The organism is Sphingomonas bacterium (assembly GCF_903642285.1).
Classification (GTDB): Bacteria; Pseudomonadota; Alphaproteobacteria; order Sphingomonadales; family Sphingomonadaceae; genus Sphingomonas.
On record NZ_CAHJWJ010000029.1, the window covers coordinates 20,079 to 37,304 of the forward strand.

Sequence of the window (17,226 nt, forward strand, 5' to 3'; positions counted from 1 at the left end):
TACGCGCCGCACCGGCAAAGCGACGGCGAAAGGGCGGCGGAGGCGTATCCGCGCCCGGTGACGGCGCGCCCGAACCTGCATGTCGTCACGAATGCGCGGACGACGCGGATCGTGATCGAGGACGGGCGCGCGACCGGGGGCGGGTGGCGCTGGCGGCTTAGTCGGCCCTGCCAGGGCCGCGCCCCTAATGCTGCATCCGCTGCATCATCTCGGGTGACATCAGGTTATGGTTCAGATGCGCCATGATCCACAGCGATCCGACCATCACCAGTGCGACGATCAGCACGCCGAATGCCAGCGCCAGGACGTTATTGGTATTGTCCGACCCTGTCGTAATGTGGAGGAAGAACACCAGATGCACCCCCATCTGGCCTATCGCCAGCGCCATCAGCGCGACCGGGATGCCGGGTCCGTAGATCAGCCCGCTGCCCGCGACGTAGAAGCTCGCGCCCGTCAGCAGCGCCGCCACGACCAGCCCCACGACATAACCGCGAATGCCCGACAGCAATTCGCCCCCGCCGGTTTCCTGCCCGGGGGCGGAATCGGCGACTTCGGTATCAGCATCGACCGGACGATTCATCATCCCGCTCCCATCAGATAGACGATCGTGAATACCGCGATCCAGATAATGTCCAGCGCGTGCCAGAACAGGCTGAAGCACAATATCCGGCGGACGATGGCGTCCTGGAAACCTTTGGCCTGAACCTGTGCCATCATCGTCGTCAGCCACAGCATACCGATCGTGACGTGCAGCCCGTGACAGCCGACGAGCGCGAAGAAGGCAGACAGGAAGGCGCTTCGATCGGGGCCTGCGCCGCGCGCGATCAGACCGGTGAATTCATGGATTTCCAGGCCGAGGAAGCCGGCACCGAACACCGCGGTCGTCGCCATCGCGATCTGGAACCACCACCTGTTCCTCGCCGCCATCGCAATACCCGCCATGCCGCACGCAAAGCTGCTGGCGAGGAGCAGCGTGGTTTCCACAGCAACCGTCGGCAGCTCGAACAGCTCGCGCCCGCCGGGCCCGCCCGCGGTATTGCCGACGAGCACCGCATATCCCGCGAAGAAGGCGGAGAACATGATGAAGTCGGACAGCAGGAAGATCCAGAACCCGTAGGACACCACGATCAGCTTCGGTGCCGGCCCCTGTTCGCTGATCGGGGTTTGGCCGCGGCCGAACTGGTGCGGATCGGCGGTTCGCTTCGCCGCCGCGGTCATGCGACCGCCTCTTCGGCAATATCCAGCATTTGCGCCTTCGCACGGCGACGGTCGCGATCGGCGCGTTCCAGATCGGCGGCACGGACCTCGTATTCGGCTTCGTCGCGCCAGGCGAAGACGACGAACGTCGCCCATGCGCCGAGCAGACCGAGAATGACCAGCCACCAGATGTGCCAGATCAGCGCGAACCCCGTGATCGTCGCAAAGAAGGCGCTGACGAAGCCGGTCGGCGAATTGTGGGGCATATGGATGTCCGCATAATCGGGCAAATCGCTGAGCTTGCGGTCCTCGCGCGCAGCGGATTTCACGCGCCAATAGGCTTCTTCACCGCGCACGTCGGGAAGCACCGCGTAGTTGAACGGCGGCGGCGGCGATGTCGTGCCCCATTCGAGCGTCCGGCCGTCCCACGGATCGCCGGTCCGGTCGATCAGCTGCGCACGATCGCGGATGCTGACGTATAGCTGGATGATCTGGCAGCCGATGCCGGCCGCGATCAGCAGCGCGCCGACGCCCGCGACCAGCAGCCAGGGCTGCCAGCCGGGCACGTCGTAATGCTGCATCCGCCGGGTCATCCCCTCGAGCCCCAGCACGTAGAGCGGCATGAACGCCACGTAGAAGCCGGTGATCCAGAACCAGAAAGCCGCCTTGCCCCAGCGTTCGTCCAGCCTGAACCCGAACGCCTTGGGGAACCAGTAGGTGTAGCCCGCGAAACCGCCGAACAGCACGCCGCCGATGATGACGTTGTGGAAATGCGCCACCAGGAACAGCGAATTGTGCAGCACGAAATCCGCCGGCGGCACCGCCAGCAGCACGCCCGTCATCCCGCCGATCACGAACGTCACCATGAACCCGACCGCCCACAGCATGGGCGAGGTGAAGCGGATCCGCCCGCCGTACATCGTGAACAGCCAGTTGAAGACCTTCACGCCCGTCGGCACCGCGATGACCATCGTCGTGACACCGAAGAACCCGTTGACGTCCGCGCCCGCCCCCATCGTGAAGAAATGGTGCAGCCAGACCATGAAGGCGAGGATGCAGATCGCCATCGTCGCCATGATCATCGACCGGTATCCGAACAGCGGCTTGCCCGAAAAGGTCGCGATGACTTCGCTGAAGATGCCGAACGCCGGCAGGATCAGGATATAGACTTCGGGATGCCCCCAGGCCCAGATAAGGTTCACGAACATCATCTGGTTGCCACCGGCTTCGTTGGTGAAGAAGTGGAAGCCCAGATACCGGTCGAGCGTCAGCATCGCCAGCGTCGCGGTCAGGATGGGAAAGGCCGCGACGATCAGCAGATTGGTCGCCAGCGACGTCCAGCAGAACATCGGCATCCGGGTATAGCCCATGCCCGGTGCCCGCATCTTCAAGATCGTGGTCACGAGGTTGACGCCAGACAACAAGGTGCCGACGCCCGATATCTGCAACGCCCACAGATAATAATCGACACCGACGCCCGGCGAGAACCGCAGCTCGCTGAGCGGCGGGTAGACGACCCACCCGGTCTTCGCGAACTCGCCGACCACCAGGCTGATGTTGACCAGCAACGCGCCCGATGCGGTGAGCCAGAAGCTGACCGAGTTGAGCGTCGGGAACGCCACGTCGCGAATGCCCAGCTGCAGCGGCACGGCAAAGTTCATCAGCCCGATCATGAACGGCATAGCCACGAAGAAGATCATGATCGTGCCGTGCGCGGAAAAGACCTGATCGTAATGATCGGGCGGCAGATAGCCGTTGTTTCCCATCGCGATCGCCTGTTGCGACCGCATCAGCAGCGCATCGGAGAAGCCGCGCAGCAGCATGACGAGGGCGAGCACGCAATACATGATGCCGATCTTCTTGTGATCGACCGACGTGATATATTCGCGCCAGAGATAGGGAAAATGCCCCGCCCGCCAAACCCAGAACAATACGCCGCAGATAACGAGCGCGACGACTCCCGACGCGACCATCGGGATCGGCTCGTTTAGCGGGATCGCGTTCCAGCCGAGCTTGCCGAAAAAGGTCATTGCAACCTCCCGTCGACCGCAGTCTTCGTCGACAACGTGCCCGAATTGCGCACCACCGCCTCGAACAGCTTCGGCGCGACGCTGCGGTAGGTATAGGGTTTCACGTCGACGCTGTCCCGGTCGAGCGCGACGAAGCCGGGCTCGTCGAGCACCGGTCCCGCGGTCCTCGTGCCGGCGACCCATGCCCCGAACTGCGTCGGCGTCACCGAATGGACGACGAACCGCATGTCGGGGAACCCCTTGCCGCTGTAATGGACCGACCGCCCGAGATAGCGACCGGGATGATCCGCCATCAGGTTCAGGCGGGTCGTCATGCCGGACATCGCGTAAATCTGGCTGCCGAGTTGCGGCACCAGGAAGCTGTTCATGACGGTCGCGGACGTGATTCGGAAACTGACCGGGGTGCCGGCCGGTATGACCAGTCGATTGACGCTCGCGATGCCCAGGTCGGGATAGATGAACAGCCATTTCCAATCGAGCGCGACGACGTCGACATCGATCGCCCTGTTCATCGAGCGGAGCGGCTTCGGCGGATCGAGCTCGTGGCTGCCGACCCAGGCGACGCCGCCGAGGAACATGACGACCAGCGCGGGGATCGACCAAACCAGCAGTTCCAGCCGGCCCGAATAGGCGAAGTCGGGAAGCCGTTTCGCCTTGTCGTTGCCGGCGCGGAACCACCACGCGAAGGCGATGGTGAGACAGATGACGGGAATGATGATCGCCAGCATGATCGCGAGCGAATCGAACAGGATCAGCCGCTCGCCCGCCGCGACCGGGCCCGCGGGAGTAAGGATACCCGGCACGCAGCCACCCAGCCCCAAAGTGGCGGCGGACACCGTCGCGCACCGCACGCGACCGGGAGGGGCATTGCTGATCATTCCGCAGGCGGAGCGTCCCTGGAACGAACTGGTTCCATCAGGTCGCGCGGGTCGCGGTCCAAATGACGTGCCGCGGCCCCTTGCCGTTCGACCGCGCGCGCACCCGATGCTCGACGACGCCCAGTCCCGCCCCGCGCAACCTGTTCGCGAACGCCTTGTCGGGCGCGGCGGACCAGATCGCGAGCACGCCGTCGGGCGCCAGTGCGGCGCGGGCACGGGCGATGCCGGCCACGCCGTATAACCGGTCGTTACCGGGCATGGCGAGCCCGTCGGGGCCGTTGTCGACGTCGAGCAGGATCGCATCCCAACCGCCGACCTGGATGGCGTCGGCCACATCGCCGATCCGGACGCGCACGCGCGGATCGTCGAGACTATCGCCGAACAGCGACGCCATCGGTCCACGCGCCCAGGCGACGATCGCCGGTACGATCTCGGCAACGACGATCTCCGCATCCGCGCGAAGGACCCCGAGCAGCGCGCGAAGCGTGAAGCCCATGCCGAGTCCGCCGACCAGCACCCGCGGCCGGGGGTGCGTAACGAGCGACGCACAGCCGATCGTCGCCAGCGCCTCCTCCGACCCGCTCATCCGGCTGTTCATCAGGTCGCTCATCCCCAGCATGATCGCGAAATCCCGGCCATGCTGGAACAGACGCAGCGTCGCGCCACCCGGGACTTGCGCGGTATCGAGGAGGATGCGGGGGATCATCCGGGGGTGTTAGGCGGGTTTGCGGCAGGACGAAACCACCCGTTCCCCCCGCCCCGCCCTGCCGTCGGAAAGGGCAGTGCAAGGCTCGACGCTCGCCCTACCACCCCAATCGCACGCTCGCCCCCACCGCCGCATCGATCCGCGGCAACACCACCTCGCGCCCGTCCAGCAATACCCGCGTCGTCGCGCCGTCCTGCGCGACCACCACGCCGGTCAGCGATCGCGTCGGCAGCATCGCGCCGGCCGGGCCGACACCCGTCACCCGGCCATTCTCGAGCCGAACGACGACATCGCCCAGCAACCGCGCCTCGTCCGCGCTATGCGTGACATAGACCATAGGCAGCGCGAAGCGGCGCTTCAGATCCTGCACGAACGCCAGCACCGCGCCGCGCCGATCCGAATCCAGCGCGGAGACGGGTTCGTCGAGCAGCAGCAGATCGGGCTGGCTCAGCATGGCGCGACCGATCGCGACCCGCTGCCGCTCGCCCCCCGAAAGATCGTGCGGGCGTCGGTCGAGCAAATGCCGGATCGCGAGCACGTCCACCATCTCGTCGAACCCGATCCGCTTCTCCGCCCGCGTCCGCCGCCAGCCATAGAGCAGGTTGCGGCGCACGGGCATGTGCGGGAACAGCCGTGCCTCCTGGTGGACGATCCCGATCCGCCGTCGCTCCGCGGGCACGACGACCCGGATCGCGGTATCCGTCAACACCAGGTCGCCCAGCACGATGCGCGCGCGCGTTGGTCGCGACACGCCGGCGATGGCGGCCAGCGTCGCGGATTTGCCCGCGCCGGACGGCCCGAACAATACGGTGATCCCGTCCGCCGGCCCCTCGAACGCGACATCGAGATCGAACCGCCCCAACGTCGAGCGGACAGCGACCGACAGCATCCTACCGCCCCGCCGCGCGCTTGCCAGCGCGCAGCAGGACTTCCGACAGCAGCAACGCGACCAGCGCGGCGGCGAAGGATACCAGCGACAGCCGCATCGCGATCGCCTCGCCCCCCGGAACCTGCAGCGCGGCATAGATGGCGAGCGGCAGCGTCTGCGTTTCGCCGGGGATGTTCGCGGCGAAGGTGATGACCGCGCCGAACTCGCCGAGCGCGGCGGCGAAACCGACGACCGCGCCGGCGATCAGCCCGGGCAGCGCGATCGGCAGCGTGATCGTGCACGCGCGGTCGATCGGCCCCGCGCCGAGGCTGCGCGCCGCCTCTTCGAGTTTCGGGTCGACGCCCTCGATCGCGAGGCGCACCGCGCGCAGCATCAGCGGGAAGGCGCAGACGCCCGCCGCCAGCGACGCGCCGGCGGAGGTAAACACCAGCCGATACCCGAAATGCCGATCGAGCCACCCGCCGATCGGCCCGTGCGTGCCGAAGAGCAGGAGCAGCACGAATCCGACGACCACCGGCGGCAGGATCAGCGGCGCGTGGAGCAGCGCGTCGAGCAACGTCCGCCCGGGAAACCGGTACCGCGCAAGCAGCCATGCAAAGGCCAGCGCGGCCACCAACCCCCAGGCCGTCGCGCGACCCGCCACGATCAGGCTCAGCCGCAGCGCCTCCCAGATGTCGGGCGTCATCGCAGGATCGACGGCGTTCTATCGGCCAATCGGCCGGAACCTGTATTTCGCATAGATCGCCCGCGCCGCCGGTCCGGTAGCGAAGCGGTAGAAGTCCGCCGACCCCGGTACCGCCGACTTCGTGATCGCGACCGGATAGACGATCGGCGCATGGCTCGCTTCGGGGAAGAAGCCGACGATCCGCACCCCGGGTTCGATCGCGGCGTCGGTTTCATAGACGATGCCGAGCGGTGCCTCGCCATGCGCGACATAGGTCAGCGCGGTCCGGACGTTATCGGCGCGCACCAGCCGATCGGCGACCGTCGGCCAGACCCCGAGGTTGGTCAGTGCCGCGCGCGCATAACGCCCCGCGGGCACCGAATCGGGATCGCCCGTCGACAGCCGACCTTTGGGACCAAGCGCGGCGGCGAGCGCGAAACCGGGTTTGATCGTCAGCCGAACGGTGCTTGCCGCGGAAGCGATCAGCGCGAGGCGACCACGCAGCAGATCGCGCCTGGTCGAAGGATCGATCAGCCCGCGCGTCTGGACATAGTCCATCCATTCGGTGTCGGCGGAAAAGAACAGGTCCGCCTTCGCCCCCGCTTCGATCTGCCGCGCGATCACGCCACTGGACGCGAACGAGAAACGCACCGGCCGACCGGTCTTCGCGGTGTATGCCTTGCCGATTTCGGTCAGCGCATTGGTCAGCGATGCTGCGGCGAACACCGTCAGCGGCGGCTGCGGCTGCGCTGCAGCCGGTGTCGCCGCCGGCATCAGCGTCGCGGCGATCGCCATCAGCCAGCCGAGGATCGCCCGGCGCGTCGTAACTGTCATCGCAATATCCCCGAAAAGCGCTATATCCGACCGAATATCGAGGGCGGCACGAACCGGCAACCGCGCCGGCGTCTTTATTTGCCTGAACTCAGCTGCGCGGCAGCCAGTCGGTCGCGACGACCGAATAGCGATCGACGAAACCGGTGGCGGCGATCAGCGCGGCTTCGTCGAGCAGCCGCACGCGCTTGCCCATGCGCGCGATCATCCCGCGCCGTTCCATTTCGCGCAGCGTACGGTTGACGTGCACCTTGGTCAGCCCGGTCGCATCGCCGATATCCGCCTGCGTCAGCGGCATCTCGAACGAGTCGACGATCCCACCGGCGGTCACGCGCAGTCGTGCGACCATGTCGAGCAGCAACGTCGTCACCCGGTCGATCGCGTTCATCCGCCCGACCGACGTCAGCCGGTCCGCCATCGCGACGCTTTCCGCCGCCGCGATCGCGTACAGCAGACCGCCCAGCCGCCGTTCGGTCGCGAACAGGTGTCCGAGTGCGACCTTGGGCACCTCCGCCACGGTGCAGTCGACGATCGCGGTCAGCGTCGTCGCGGATTGCGACCAGGCGATGCTCGACACGCCCATCAGGTCGCCGGCATAATGGAACCGCACGATCTGCCGCCCGCCCATCGCCAACAGCGCCGACGAATGCAGCCAGCCATGTTCGACGACATACATCGCGTCGTTCTGGCCGCCCTCCTGCATCAACGTATCGCCCGGGGCGAGTCGCCGCGACGGGGCCTGCATCGCCTCGACCGCGGCACGCTCGTCGTCGGTGAGGTCCAGATAGCGTCCCAGGCGATTCAGCAGCGCGCCTCCACCCAGGCTGATATGTTCGACATAGTTCATTCATTCAGTCTGCCACGCGGTTGCGCCGGGGACAATGCCGCACACGGGGCCGCACACGGGGGCAAACGCGGGCTCGACAATCCCGCATCCACGGTGGCAAGCCTCGGCCAGGAGAGGTGCCATGGCGCAATACGGCGATTACCAGACCGCGATCTACGCCGCGGGGCTGTCGGGGGTGGTGCCGAATATCCCGGTCGACTCGGCGACGCTGGAGCGGCGGGCGATGGCGGCGATGCCGCCCTCGCTCCTGACATATGTCCAGGGCGGGTGCGGCGATGAGACGACGCAGGATCGCAACGTCTCCGCCTTCGGTCATTGGGGCATGGTGCCGCGGATGCTGGTCGACACCACGCGCCGCGACCTGTCGATCGCGTTGTTCGGCCGCACGCTGCCGAGCCCGATCTTCATGGCACCGATCGGCGTGACCGGGATGTGCACGCAGGACGGGCACGGCGACATCGCCGCGGCGCGCGCCTCGGCAATGACCGGCGTGCCGCTGACCGCCTCCACGCTGTCGAACGATCCGCTGGAAGCGGTCGCGAAGGCGAAGGGCGACACCCCCGGCTGGTTCCAGCTCTACACCCCGCGCGATCCGGACGTCGCCGCCAGTCTGATATCGCGCGCCGAGGCGGCGGGGTATGAGGCGATCGTCGTGACGCTCGACACCTGGGTGACCGGTTGGCGACCGCGCGATCTGAACACCGCCAATTTCCCGCAATTGCGCGGCCATGTGCTGGAGAATTATTTCAGCGATCCGGTCTTCCGGAAACTGCTCGCCAAACCGCCGCGCGACGATCTGCGCGCCGCGATCGGCGCATGGGGGTCGATCTTCGGCAGGGTGCTCACCTGGGACGACATCGCCTGGTTTCGCTCGCTCACCACGTTGCCGCTGGTGCTGAAGGGAATCTGCCACCCGGACGACGCGCGCCGCGCCGCGGATGCCGGCGTCGACGCGATCTATTGTTCGAACCATGGCGGTCGGCAGGCGAATGGCGGAATCGCCGCGATCGACATGCTGGCGGGCGTCGTCGCGGCTGCCGGCGAGGTGCCGGTGCTGTTCGACTCGGGCGTTCGATCGGGCACCGATGTCGTGAAGGCGCTGGCGATGGGCGCGCGTGCGGTCGGGATCGGGCGGCCCTATTGCTACGGCCTCGCGCTCGGCGGTGCGGAGGGCGCGGCACACGTGCTTCGCTGCATCCTCGCGGAGGCGGATCTGCTGATGGCGGTGAACGGCTGGCCGACGATCGCGGATGTACGGGCAGCGGGCGTGATGCGGGTTTAGGAGGTGAGCCTCACCGTTCCTTATCTTCCCCTTCCCGGCGAAGGCCGGGGCCCGGTTGCGGGATGCGATCAAGGGGTCCCGCTTCGTCTCCACGACCTTCGCGCCGGTGCCCCGGCCTTCGCCGGGGAGGGTAATGATTGCAACGCATTCCCTACCTTTGCCACCCCTTGCCCCCCGCTACCCCAAAGGCCATGCGCCACCGGTGAACCGCCCGCTCCTTCCCCTCGCATTGCTCGCCGCTGCGCTACCGACCGCAGGAACCGCGCAAACCACCCCCGCGGACCCCGCCGCCATACCCGACATCGTCGTCCTCGGCCGCGGGCTGGACCTCCCCCCCGGCACCCCCGCCTACGGCACGACGATCATCGGCCGCGACCGGCTCACGGGCGATGCATCGGGCCGGGTCGAGGACGTGCTGTCCGACGTCGCCGGCCTCGCGCAGTTCCGCCGATCGGACAGCCGATCGGCCAACCCGTCGGCGCAGGGGATCACGCTCCGCTCGCTCGGCGGGAACGCGACCAGCCGGACGCTCGTGTTGCTCGACGGCATACCGATCGCGGACCCGTTCTTCGGCTATATCCCGTTCAACGCGCTGTCGCCCGAACGCCTGTCCGCGGTCCGCGTCACCCGCGGCGGCGGCACCGGCGCGTTCGGCGCGGGCGCGGTCGCCGGGACGATCGAATTCGTCAGCGCTGGCCGCGCCGACCTGCCGCTCGTCAGCGGCGAGGCGGCCTATGGCAGCTATAATTCGCAACAGATCGCCGCGACCGTCTCGCCCGACATCGGCGCGGGCTATGTCTCGCTGTTCGGGCGATACGAACGGTCGGACGGCTTCCAGACCACCCCCGTCGACGAGCGCGTCGCCGCCACCGTCCCGGCCGCGTACCGCGACTGGACCACCGGCTTCCGTGCGGTCGCGCCGATCGATGCGCAGACCGAATTGCAGGCGAGCGGCACGATCCTGCGCGACGACCGCGTCCTGCGCTTCGCCGGCGCGACCTCGTCGTCGGACGCTGAGGACGCCAGCATCCGCCTGATCCACCGCGGCGACTGGCAGGTCGATGCGCTCGCCTATGTCCAGGCCCGCGATTTCGCCAACAAGGTCGTCAGCGCGACGACGTTCCAGTTGACCTTGGACCAGCGCCACACTCCTTCGACCGGCATCGGCGGCAAGCTCGAGCTTCGCCCCCCGGTCGGTCCCGACCATGTCCTGCGCATCGGCATCGACGCACGCCGCGCCGACGGCACGCTGTACGAGGACGCCTATGGTGCCGCCGGTGCGATCACAGCGCGGCGGACCGCGGGCGGCGAGACGAGCACGACGGGCGCGTTCGCCGAGGACGACTGGACGATCGGCCGACTGGTGCTGACCGGCGGCGGCCGAGTGGACCGGTGGACGATCGATGACGGCTTCTTCCGCCAGACGACGGCGACCGGCACGCCGACGATCACCAGCGCCTATCCCGACCGCGACGGCACGATCGGTACCGGGCGCGTCGGCGCATTGCTCCATGCCGCCTCCGCGATCGATCTGCGCGCTGCCGCCTATACCGGCTTCCGCGTGCCGACGCTGAACGAGCTGTACCGGCCGTTCGTCGTCTTCCCGATCACCACGCAGGCGAATGCGGACCTGAAGCTGGAGCGGCTGAAGGGTGTCGAGGGCGGCGTCGATCTCCAACCGGCCCGCTGGCTGTCGCTGTCGCTGACCGGCTTCTACAACCGATTGGAGGACGCGGTCGCCAACGTCACGATCGGTACCAATCTGCGCCAGCGCCAGAATGTCGACGCGATCGTCGCGAAGGGGATCGAGGCGTCGGTCGACCTCCGTCGCGGCGCGGTATCGCTGACCGGCTCCTACGCCTTCGACGACAGCCACGTGCGGGCGACCGGCCTCCAGTCGCAATTGGATGGCCTCGCCCCCGCGCAGAGCCCCCGCCACGCCGCCGGCGCGACGCTGGCCTGGGCCCCCGCAAATGGGCCGTCGCTGTCGGGCACGCTGCGCTATGTCGGCGCGCAATATGAGGACGATCTGCAGACCGCGATCCTTCCGCCCGCAACGGTGTTCGATGCGGTCGCGGGTGTCCCGGTCGGCCACGGCGTATCGATCGTGGCGCGCGCCGAAAACCTGTTCGATGCAACCGTGGTCACGCGCAATTCGGGGGGCTCCATCGACCTGGGCACCCCGCGTACGCTATGGATCGGCGTGCGATTCGGGAGAGTGCGATGAGCGGCGAGATGGTGCCGGTGCCGGCATGGGCAGCGGAGACCGGGATCGATGCGGACGATTATGCTGCGCTCTATGCTGCGGCGGAACAGACGCCGACCCGCTTCTGGCTGGACGTGGCGACGCGACTCGACTGGACGCAGCCGCCGAGCGTCGCCGATGACAGCAGCTTCGCCGAAGCCGACTTCCGCGTCCGCTGGTTCGCCGACGGTACGCTGAACGTGGCCGCGAATTGCCTCGACCGGCATCTGGCCGAACGCGGCGGTCAGACCGCGATCGTCTGGGAACCCGACGAACCGTCCGAAGCTTCGCGCACGCTCACCTACCGCGAACTCCATGCCGTGGTCTGCCGCTTCGCCAATGTCCTGAAGCACGCCGGTGCGACCAAGGGTACGCGGGTCACGCTCTACATGCCGATGATCCCCGAAGCGGCGATCGCGATGCTGGCCTGTGCGCGGATCGGTGCGGTGCATTCGGTGGTGTTCGCCGGCTTCTCCCCCGACGCGCTCGCCGGGCGGATCACCGATTGCGGCTCCACGATCCTCGTCACCGCGGACGAGGGCCGGCGCGGCGGCAAGCGCGTGCCGCTGAAGGCGAATGCCGACAAGGCCGCCGCGCTCGCCCCCGTCCTCGAACGCATGATCGTCGTCCGCGCGACCGGCGCGGAAGTGGCGATGACCGAGGGTCGCGACATCTGGTATCACGAGGCCGACGTCGCCGACGACTGTCCGGCGGTCGCGATGAACGCGGAGGACCCGCTGTTCATCCTCTACACCTCGGGCTCGACCGGCAAACCCAAAGGCGTCGTCCACACCAGCGGCGGCTATCTGTTATGGGCGAACCTGACGCACGCATGGTGCTTCGATCCGCGCCCGGACGAGATTTTCTGGTGCGCGGCCGATGTCGGCTGGGTCACCGGGCACAGCTATATCGTCTACGGCCCGCTCTCCAACGGCTGCACGACATTGATGTACGAGGGCGTCCCCAACTGGCCGACACCCAGCCGCATCTGGGAAGTCATCGACCGCCACCAGGTCGCCACCCTGTTCACCGCGCCGACCGTGCTGCGCGCGCTGATGCGCGAGGGCGATGCGCCCGTCGCGCGTACCAGCCGCGCCTCGCTTCGGCTGCTCGGTTCGGTGGGCGAGCCGATCAATCCCGAGGCATGGCGCTGGTATCATCATGTCGTCGGCGGCGATCGCTGCCCGATCATCGACATGTGGTGGCAGACCGAGACGGGCGCGGGCATGATCGCTCCCCTGCCCGGCGCGACGCCGCTCAAGCCGGGCTCCGCGACCACGCCGCTGCCCGGCGTGTTCCCGCAGATCGTCGACAATGACGGCGTGGTGCAGGACGGCGCGGCGGAGGGGCCGCTGGTGATCGCGAAGAGTTGGCCGGGACAGATGCGCGGCGTTTGGGGCGATGCCGAACGGTTCTTCGAAACCTATTTCCGCGCCTTCCCCGGCAAATATTTCACCGGCGACGGCGCGCGGCGCGACGGCGACGGCTATTACTGGATCACCGGGCGGATCGACGATGTCATCAACGTGTCCGGCCACCGCATGGGCACCGCCGAGGTCGAGAGCGCATTGGTGCTGCACGAACATGTCGCCGAGGCCGCCGTCGTCGGCTTCCCGCACGACATCAAGGGGCAGGGCATCTATGCCTATGTCACGCTGAACGCAGGCCAGGAGGCGTCGGACGACCTGCGCCGGACCTTGATCGGGTGGGTGCGGAACGAGATCGGCCCGATCGCCGCGCCCGACGTCATCCAGTTCGCCCCCGGCCTGCCCAAGACGCGGTCTGGCAAGATCATGCGCCGCATCCTGCGCAAGATCGCGGAGGGCGACGTCTCGACGCTCGGCGACACCTCGACGCTTGCCGATCCCGCGGTGGTGGACGATCTGGTCGCGAACCGGGCGCGCTGACCGGCGCTTGCCCCGGCCGCGCATTCCGGCGAAGGGGTATTCATGTCCATCCTGTCCGACCGCTGGATCCGCGAGGCTGCGCTCAGTCGCGGCATGATCGAACCCTTTGTCGACGCCCAGCGGCGCGACGGCTGTATCAGCTACGGCCTGTCCTCCTACGGCTATGACGCGCGGGTCGCGGACGAGTTCAAGATCTTCACCAATATCGACAGCGTCATCGTCGACCCGAAGGATTTCGCCGCGAACAGCTTCGTCGATCGCAAGACCGATTGCTGCATCATCCCCCCGAACAGCTTCGCGTTGGCCCGCACTGTCGAATATTTCCGCGTACCCCGCGACATACTGGTCATCTGCCTCGGCAAATCGACCTATGCGCGGTGCGGGATCATCGTGAATGTCACCCCGCTGGAGCCCGGCTGGGAGGGGCACGTCACGCTCGAATTCTCCAACACCACGCCGCTACCGGCGAAGGTCTACGCCAACGAAGGCGCGTGCCAGTTCCTGTTCCTGCAAGGCAACGAGCCGTGCGAGGTGAGCTACGCGGACCGCGCGGGGAAATATATGGGTCAGCGCGGAGTGACGTTGCCGAAGCTGTAAGAGTGCGACAGGCGGGAAGGCGAACGGCCAGCCTCATCCCCCTGGCGCAGGCTGGGGCCCGGCGGCGAGACGGTCGCGACGGGCGCTGTCGCTCCGCTACGGTCAACTCGGCATAGCGGCAATGGTACGCTTGCATAAGCGGCTAATTGGTTCGCCCATCAGTGCGAGCCCGGCCGAACGTCTGTAATTGGGTGGTTAGCTGTCGTTCGTCCGCTGTCTAAAAGGAAACCGGAACAGTGCCAGCGCAACCGATAATATGATTATTGGTAGCCCGAGATAAATTCCCACAACGAGTATCGCACCGATAAAACCCCCTTCTTCCGAAGGAAAGAAAAATAGCGAGGTCAGGCCTATGAAGATCAATATCGCGCCGATCCGAATAATGGATACAACAAGCGTCTCCCGAAGGCGGCGACGTAGTCCTATCGCGTGCCTAACGCTCCACCAATTAGCAAAAGCAAACACTAGTATGTAGAGCGACAATATCAATTTGTCTTGAAAAAGCGTAAAGTATTCTGAGAAGATTAGGAAGATAAAAAGGCCGCATAATAGCAGCCGGTCCCCAATCCCATTTTGCTTGAAAATTGTTCCCATGCGCGGTTTATGCCCGAAAGCCTCAAAGAGGCAACGTCTGGTATTGGGCGAAAGCGGTCGTCCGGCAGTCCTGCTTTTGCGTCGTGCATCACCCAGACGAAAAAGGGCGGCCCCCGCAGGAGCCGCCCCGGCCGGTCGAATCCAACCGCCACCGATCAGAAGTCGTTGAAATACTGCTCGTTGCCGATGAAGCCGAGCTTCGACACCGAAGACCGCTTTATGACCGCCAGGGTCCGGTCGACGACGTCGTACTTCGCGTTAGGATCGGGCTGGAAGTGCAGTTCCGGCTCCGGGTTCATCTGCGTCGTCTGGTCAAGATACTGACGCAGCGTCATATCGTCCACCGGAACGCCGTTCCACGCGACGGTGCCGGCGGCGTCGATCGATACCTTGTTCTTCTGCGCATCGATCGGCGGCGGGTTGTTCTGCGTATTGGACGGAAGGTCGACCTTCACCGCGTGCGTCTGGATCGGGATGGTGATGATGAACATGATGAGGAGCACGAGCAGGACGTCGATCAACGGCGTCATGTTCATTTCCATCATCGGCTCGCCATCTTCGCGGCCGCCGCTCATTGCCATAGCATTATACTCCTGATGTCACGGGGCGGGGCGTCACAGACGCACCACGCCTTCGCCCGGAGGCGGTTCGGAAATGAAGCCGACCTTGGCGAAACCGGCCTGCTGCATCGTGTAGATCGCACCGCCGATGCACTTGTACGGCGTGTTCACGTCGCCGCGGATATGCGCTTCGGGCAGTTCGAGATCGGGATTGCCGACGCCGCCCTGCCGCGCGATCTCCGCCTTCAACTTGGCGACCGCCCGGTCGAGCAGTTCCTGGTGGGTCACCGGGGACACGCCCCAATAGACCAGACAGGTGCCGTCCGGCTTGCTGGTGATCGCCAGCGAGACGTTCTCGGGCTTGGTGGTGGTCGGGTCGAAGCGCACGTTCGGAAGCTTCAGCTTCACAGCCTGTACGGCGACGGTCGCGGTCACCAGGAAGATTATGAGAAGCACCAGCATGACGTCGACGAGCGGCGTCGTGTTGATATCCGAAATCGGGGTTTCGGTGGAACCGGCAATGCCCATCGCCATATGCGAATGATCCTATTTCTTACCGTGTTTCGAGTCCCCGGTACAGAGGCCGGGAACCGTATCGTCCGGTATCGGCACCGATGCGCCGATACCGGATGATCCTGTTGGTCAGACGCGCGGGGCAGTCGTCGCACCGACCGGCTTGGCGGCGACCGGCGCGGGCTTGGCGACCGCCATCGACGGACGAACAGCGCCGTCCGATGCCAGGAAGCCGAGCACGTCGTTCGAGAAGGCCGACAGGTCCTCCGCGATCGACTTGTTGCGACGCTGCAGCCAATTGTACGCCAGCACCGCGGGCACCGCGACGACGAGGCCGAGCGCGGTCATGATGAGCGCCTCGCCGACCGGACCGGCGACCTGGTCGATCGAGCCCGAACCCGACGCACCGATCTTCACGAGCGCGCGGTAGATGCCGATCACGGTGCCGAACAGGCCGATGAACGGCGCGACCGAGCCGACCGTCGCGAGGAAGGCAAGACCGCCGCCGAGCTTCGAATTGATCGCGCCCTCCGAACGGGCAAGCGAATTGTGCAGCCAGTCATGTGCCTCGACCGGATCGGTCAGCTTCGCGTGCTGGTCCTGTGCGGCCAGGCCGTCGTCGACGATCTGCTTGTAGGCCGAGTTCTTGTCGAGCTTGGCCGAGCCTTCGCGAAGCGAATTCGCCGACCAGAAGCCCTGACGGACGCGCTTGGCCTGGTTCATGATCTTCTGCTGCTCGAACAGTTTCGAGAACAGGATGTAGAACGATGCGATCGAGAAGATGACGAGGATCGTGAAGACCGTCTGCGAGATCAGCCCGCCTTCCTTCAGCGACTGCTGGAGCCCGTATGGATTGTCACCCTTGGCGGCCGCGGTCCCGGCCGCAGCGAGAATGGTCGTGATCATGGTCGGTAATTCCCTCTGAATGTTCGATGCTGGGTCATCTGAAAATGAAACGCTGAACCGGTAGCGTTCGGATCAACGGTCGGTCGGTATCTTCCATACCACACGCCTGCTCTGGGTCACCGCGATCGGATTGCCCCCGGAATCCGTCGCCGGGCTGTACCGGCCGCGGCGGCTGAGCGCCCGGCAGGCCGCGTTGTCGAGCGACGACGAGCCGCTGGACTGCGTGGTGTGGCACCCTTCGACCTTGCCCGCGGTGTTGATCGTCCACGCGATCACGCTGACGCCCGCCTCGTTGGCGCGCAGCGCGTCGGGCGGATAGTCGTCGTTCGTGATCCACTGCGACGGATCGCCCTTCGCGCCCGCCGCCTTGCTGACGGTCGGCGGTGCCGGCGGGGCTGCCGGTGCCGGCGGGGCGGCCACGGGAACATACTGGATCGCCTTCGGCGGCGTCGGCACCGACTGGATGATGACCGGCGACGGCACGGGTGCGCGCACGATCGGCGGCGGAACCACGACCGGCGGGGGCGTGAATTTCTGGTCGGGCGGCGGCGGCGGCGGCGGGACGTCCGGCGGCGGCGGC

17 protein-coding genes are annotated in these 17,226 nt (G+C 66.5%); 4 read left to right on the forward strand and 13 right to left on the reverse strand.

Annotation, left to right across the window (positions count from 1 at the left end; genetic code table 11):
- Positions 1-184: 184 nt before the first annotated feature.
- From cyoD to HUU99_RS13355, 9 genes are all read right to left on the reverse strand, one after another.
- Positions 185-580, reverse strand: coding sequence for a cytochrome o ubiquinol oxidase subunit IV (gene cyoD, locus HUU99_RS13315; RefSeq protein WP_174287068.1), 396 nt, complete (start codon positions 578-580; stop codon positions 185-187).
- Positions 580-1,218, reverse strand: coding sequence for a cytochrome o ubiquinol oxidase subunit III (cyoC, locus tag HUU99_RS13320; protein WP_174287069.1), 639 nt, complete (start codon positions 1,216-1,218; stop codon positions 580-582). The genes cyoD and cyoC overlap by 1 nt, the downstream gene beginning before the upstream one ends.
- The gene (gene cyoB / locus HUU99_RS13325) at positions 1,215-3,227 is read right to left on the reverse strand and encodes a cytochrome o ubiquinol oxidase subunit I (protein ID WP_174287070.1); all 2,013 of its coding nucleotides are present in this window, start codon (positions 3,225-3,227) and stop codon (positions 1,215-1,217) included. Before cyoB ends, cyoC begins: the two co-directional genes overlap by 4 nt.
- The gene (gene cyoA / locus HUU99_RS13330; RefSeq protein WP_174287071.1) at positions 3,224-4,105 is read right to left on the reverse strand and encodes a ubiquinol oxidase subunit II; all 882 of its coding nucleotides are present in this window, start codon (positions 4,103-4,105) and stop codon (positions 3,224-3,226) included. The genes cyoB and cyoA overlap by 4 nt, the downstream gene beginning before the upstream one ends.
- Positions 4,106-4,142: 37 nt before the next feature.
- Complete coding sequence (locus HUU99_RS13335; protein ID WP_174287072.1) at positions 4,143-4,811, reverse strand: spermidine synthase; 669 nt, start codon at positions 4,809-4,811, stop codon at positions 4,143-4,145.
- A 97-nt stretch (positions 4,812-4,908) separates the two neighbouring features.
- Complete coding sequence (locus HUU99_RS13340; RefSeq protein ID WP_174287073.1) at positions 4,909-5,700, reverse strand: molybdenum ABC transporter ATP-binding protein; 792 nt, start codon at positions 5,698-5,700, stop codon at positions 4,909-4,911.
- 1 nt (position 5,701) lies between these two features.
- Positions 5,702-6,385, reverse strand: coding sequence for a molybdate ABC transporter permease subunit (gene modB / locus HUU99_RS13345; RefSeq protein WP_174287074.1), 684 nt, complete (start codon positions 6,383-6,385; stop codon positions 5,702-5,704).
- 18 nt (positions 6,386-6,403) lie between these two features.
- On the reverse strand, positions 6,404-7,198 hold the full coding sequence (modA, locus tag HUU99_RS13350; RefSeq protein WP_174287075.1) for a molybdate ABC transporter substrate-binding protein: 795 nt from the start codon (positions 7,196-7,198) through the stop codon (positions 6,404-6,406).
- Positions 7,199-7,286: 88 nt separating this feature from the next.
- Entirely contained in the window at positions 7,287-8,042 is a 756-nt protein-coding gene (locus HUU99_RS13355) for a Crp/Fnr family transcriptional regulator (RefSeq protein ID WP_174287076.1), read from the reverse strand.
- A 121-nt stretch (positions 8,043-8,163) separates the two neighbouring features.
- Here HUU99_RS13355 and HUU99_RS13360 point away from each other — a divergent pair, with 121 nt between their 5' ends.
- From HUU99_RS13360 to dcd, 4 genes are all read left to right on the forward strand, one after another.
- Positions 8,164-9,324: an alpha-hydroxy-acid oxidizing protein gene (locus tag HUU99_RS13360; RefSeq protein WP_174287077.1), complete on the forward strand. Its 1,161-nt coding sequence runs from the start codon at positions 8,164-8,166 to the stop codon at positions 9,322-9,324.
- Positions 9,325-9,526: 202 nt separating this feature from the next.
- A complete protein-coding gene (locus tag HUU99_RS13365) occupies positions 9,527-11,551 on the forward strand; it encodes a TonB-dependent receptor plug domain-containing protein (RefSeq protein ID WP_254603203.1) in 2,025 nt (674 codons plus the stop codon).
- Positions 11,548-13,476 (forward strand): acetate--CoA ligase, encoded by a 1,929-nt coding sequence (acs, locus tag HUU99_RS13370; protein ID WP_174287079.1) that lies wholly within the window; start codon positions 11,548-11,550, stop codon positions 13,474-13,476. The genes HUU99_RS13365 and acs overlap by 4 nt, the downstream gene beginning before the upstream one ends.
- 42 nt (positions 13,477-13,518) lie before the next feature.
- A complete protein-coding gene (gene dcd, locus HUU99_RS13375) occupies positions 13,519-14,073 on the forward strand; it encodes a dCTP deaminase (protein ID WP_174287080.1) in 555 nt (184 codons plus the stop codon).
- Positions 14,074-14,822: 749 nt separating this feature from the next.
- Here dcd and HUU99_RS13380 read toward each other — a convergent pair.
- The 4 genes from HUU99_RS13380 to HUU99_RS13395 all read right to left on the reverse strand — a co-directional run.
- A complete protein-coding gene (locus HUU99_RS13380; protein WP_174287081.1) occupies positions 14,823-15,248 on the reverse strand; it encodes an ExbD/TolR family protein in 426 nt (141 codons plus the stop codon).
- 33 nt (positions 15,249-15,281) lie between these two features.
- Positions 15,282-15,761, reverse strand: coding sequence for an ExbD/TolR family protein (locus HUU99_RS13385; RefSeq protein ID WP_174287082.1), 480 nt, complete (start codon positions 15,759-15,761; stop codon positions 15,282-15,284).
- A gap of 108 nt (positions 15,762-15,869) precedes the next feature.
- On the reverse strand, positions 15,870-16,646 hold the full coding sequence (locus HUU99_RS13390; protein WP_174287083.1) for a MotA/TolQ/ExbB proton channel family protein: 777 nt from the start codon (positions 16,644-16,646) through the stop codon (positions 15,870-15,872).
- Between the two features lie 72 nt (positions 16,647-16,718).
- Positions 16,719-17,226, reverse strand: a 508-nt coding sequence (locus HUU99_RS13395) for an energy transducer TonB (protein ID WP_174287084.1), incomplete at its 5' end; no start/stop codon positions are given.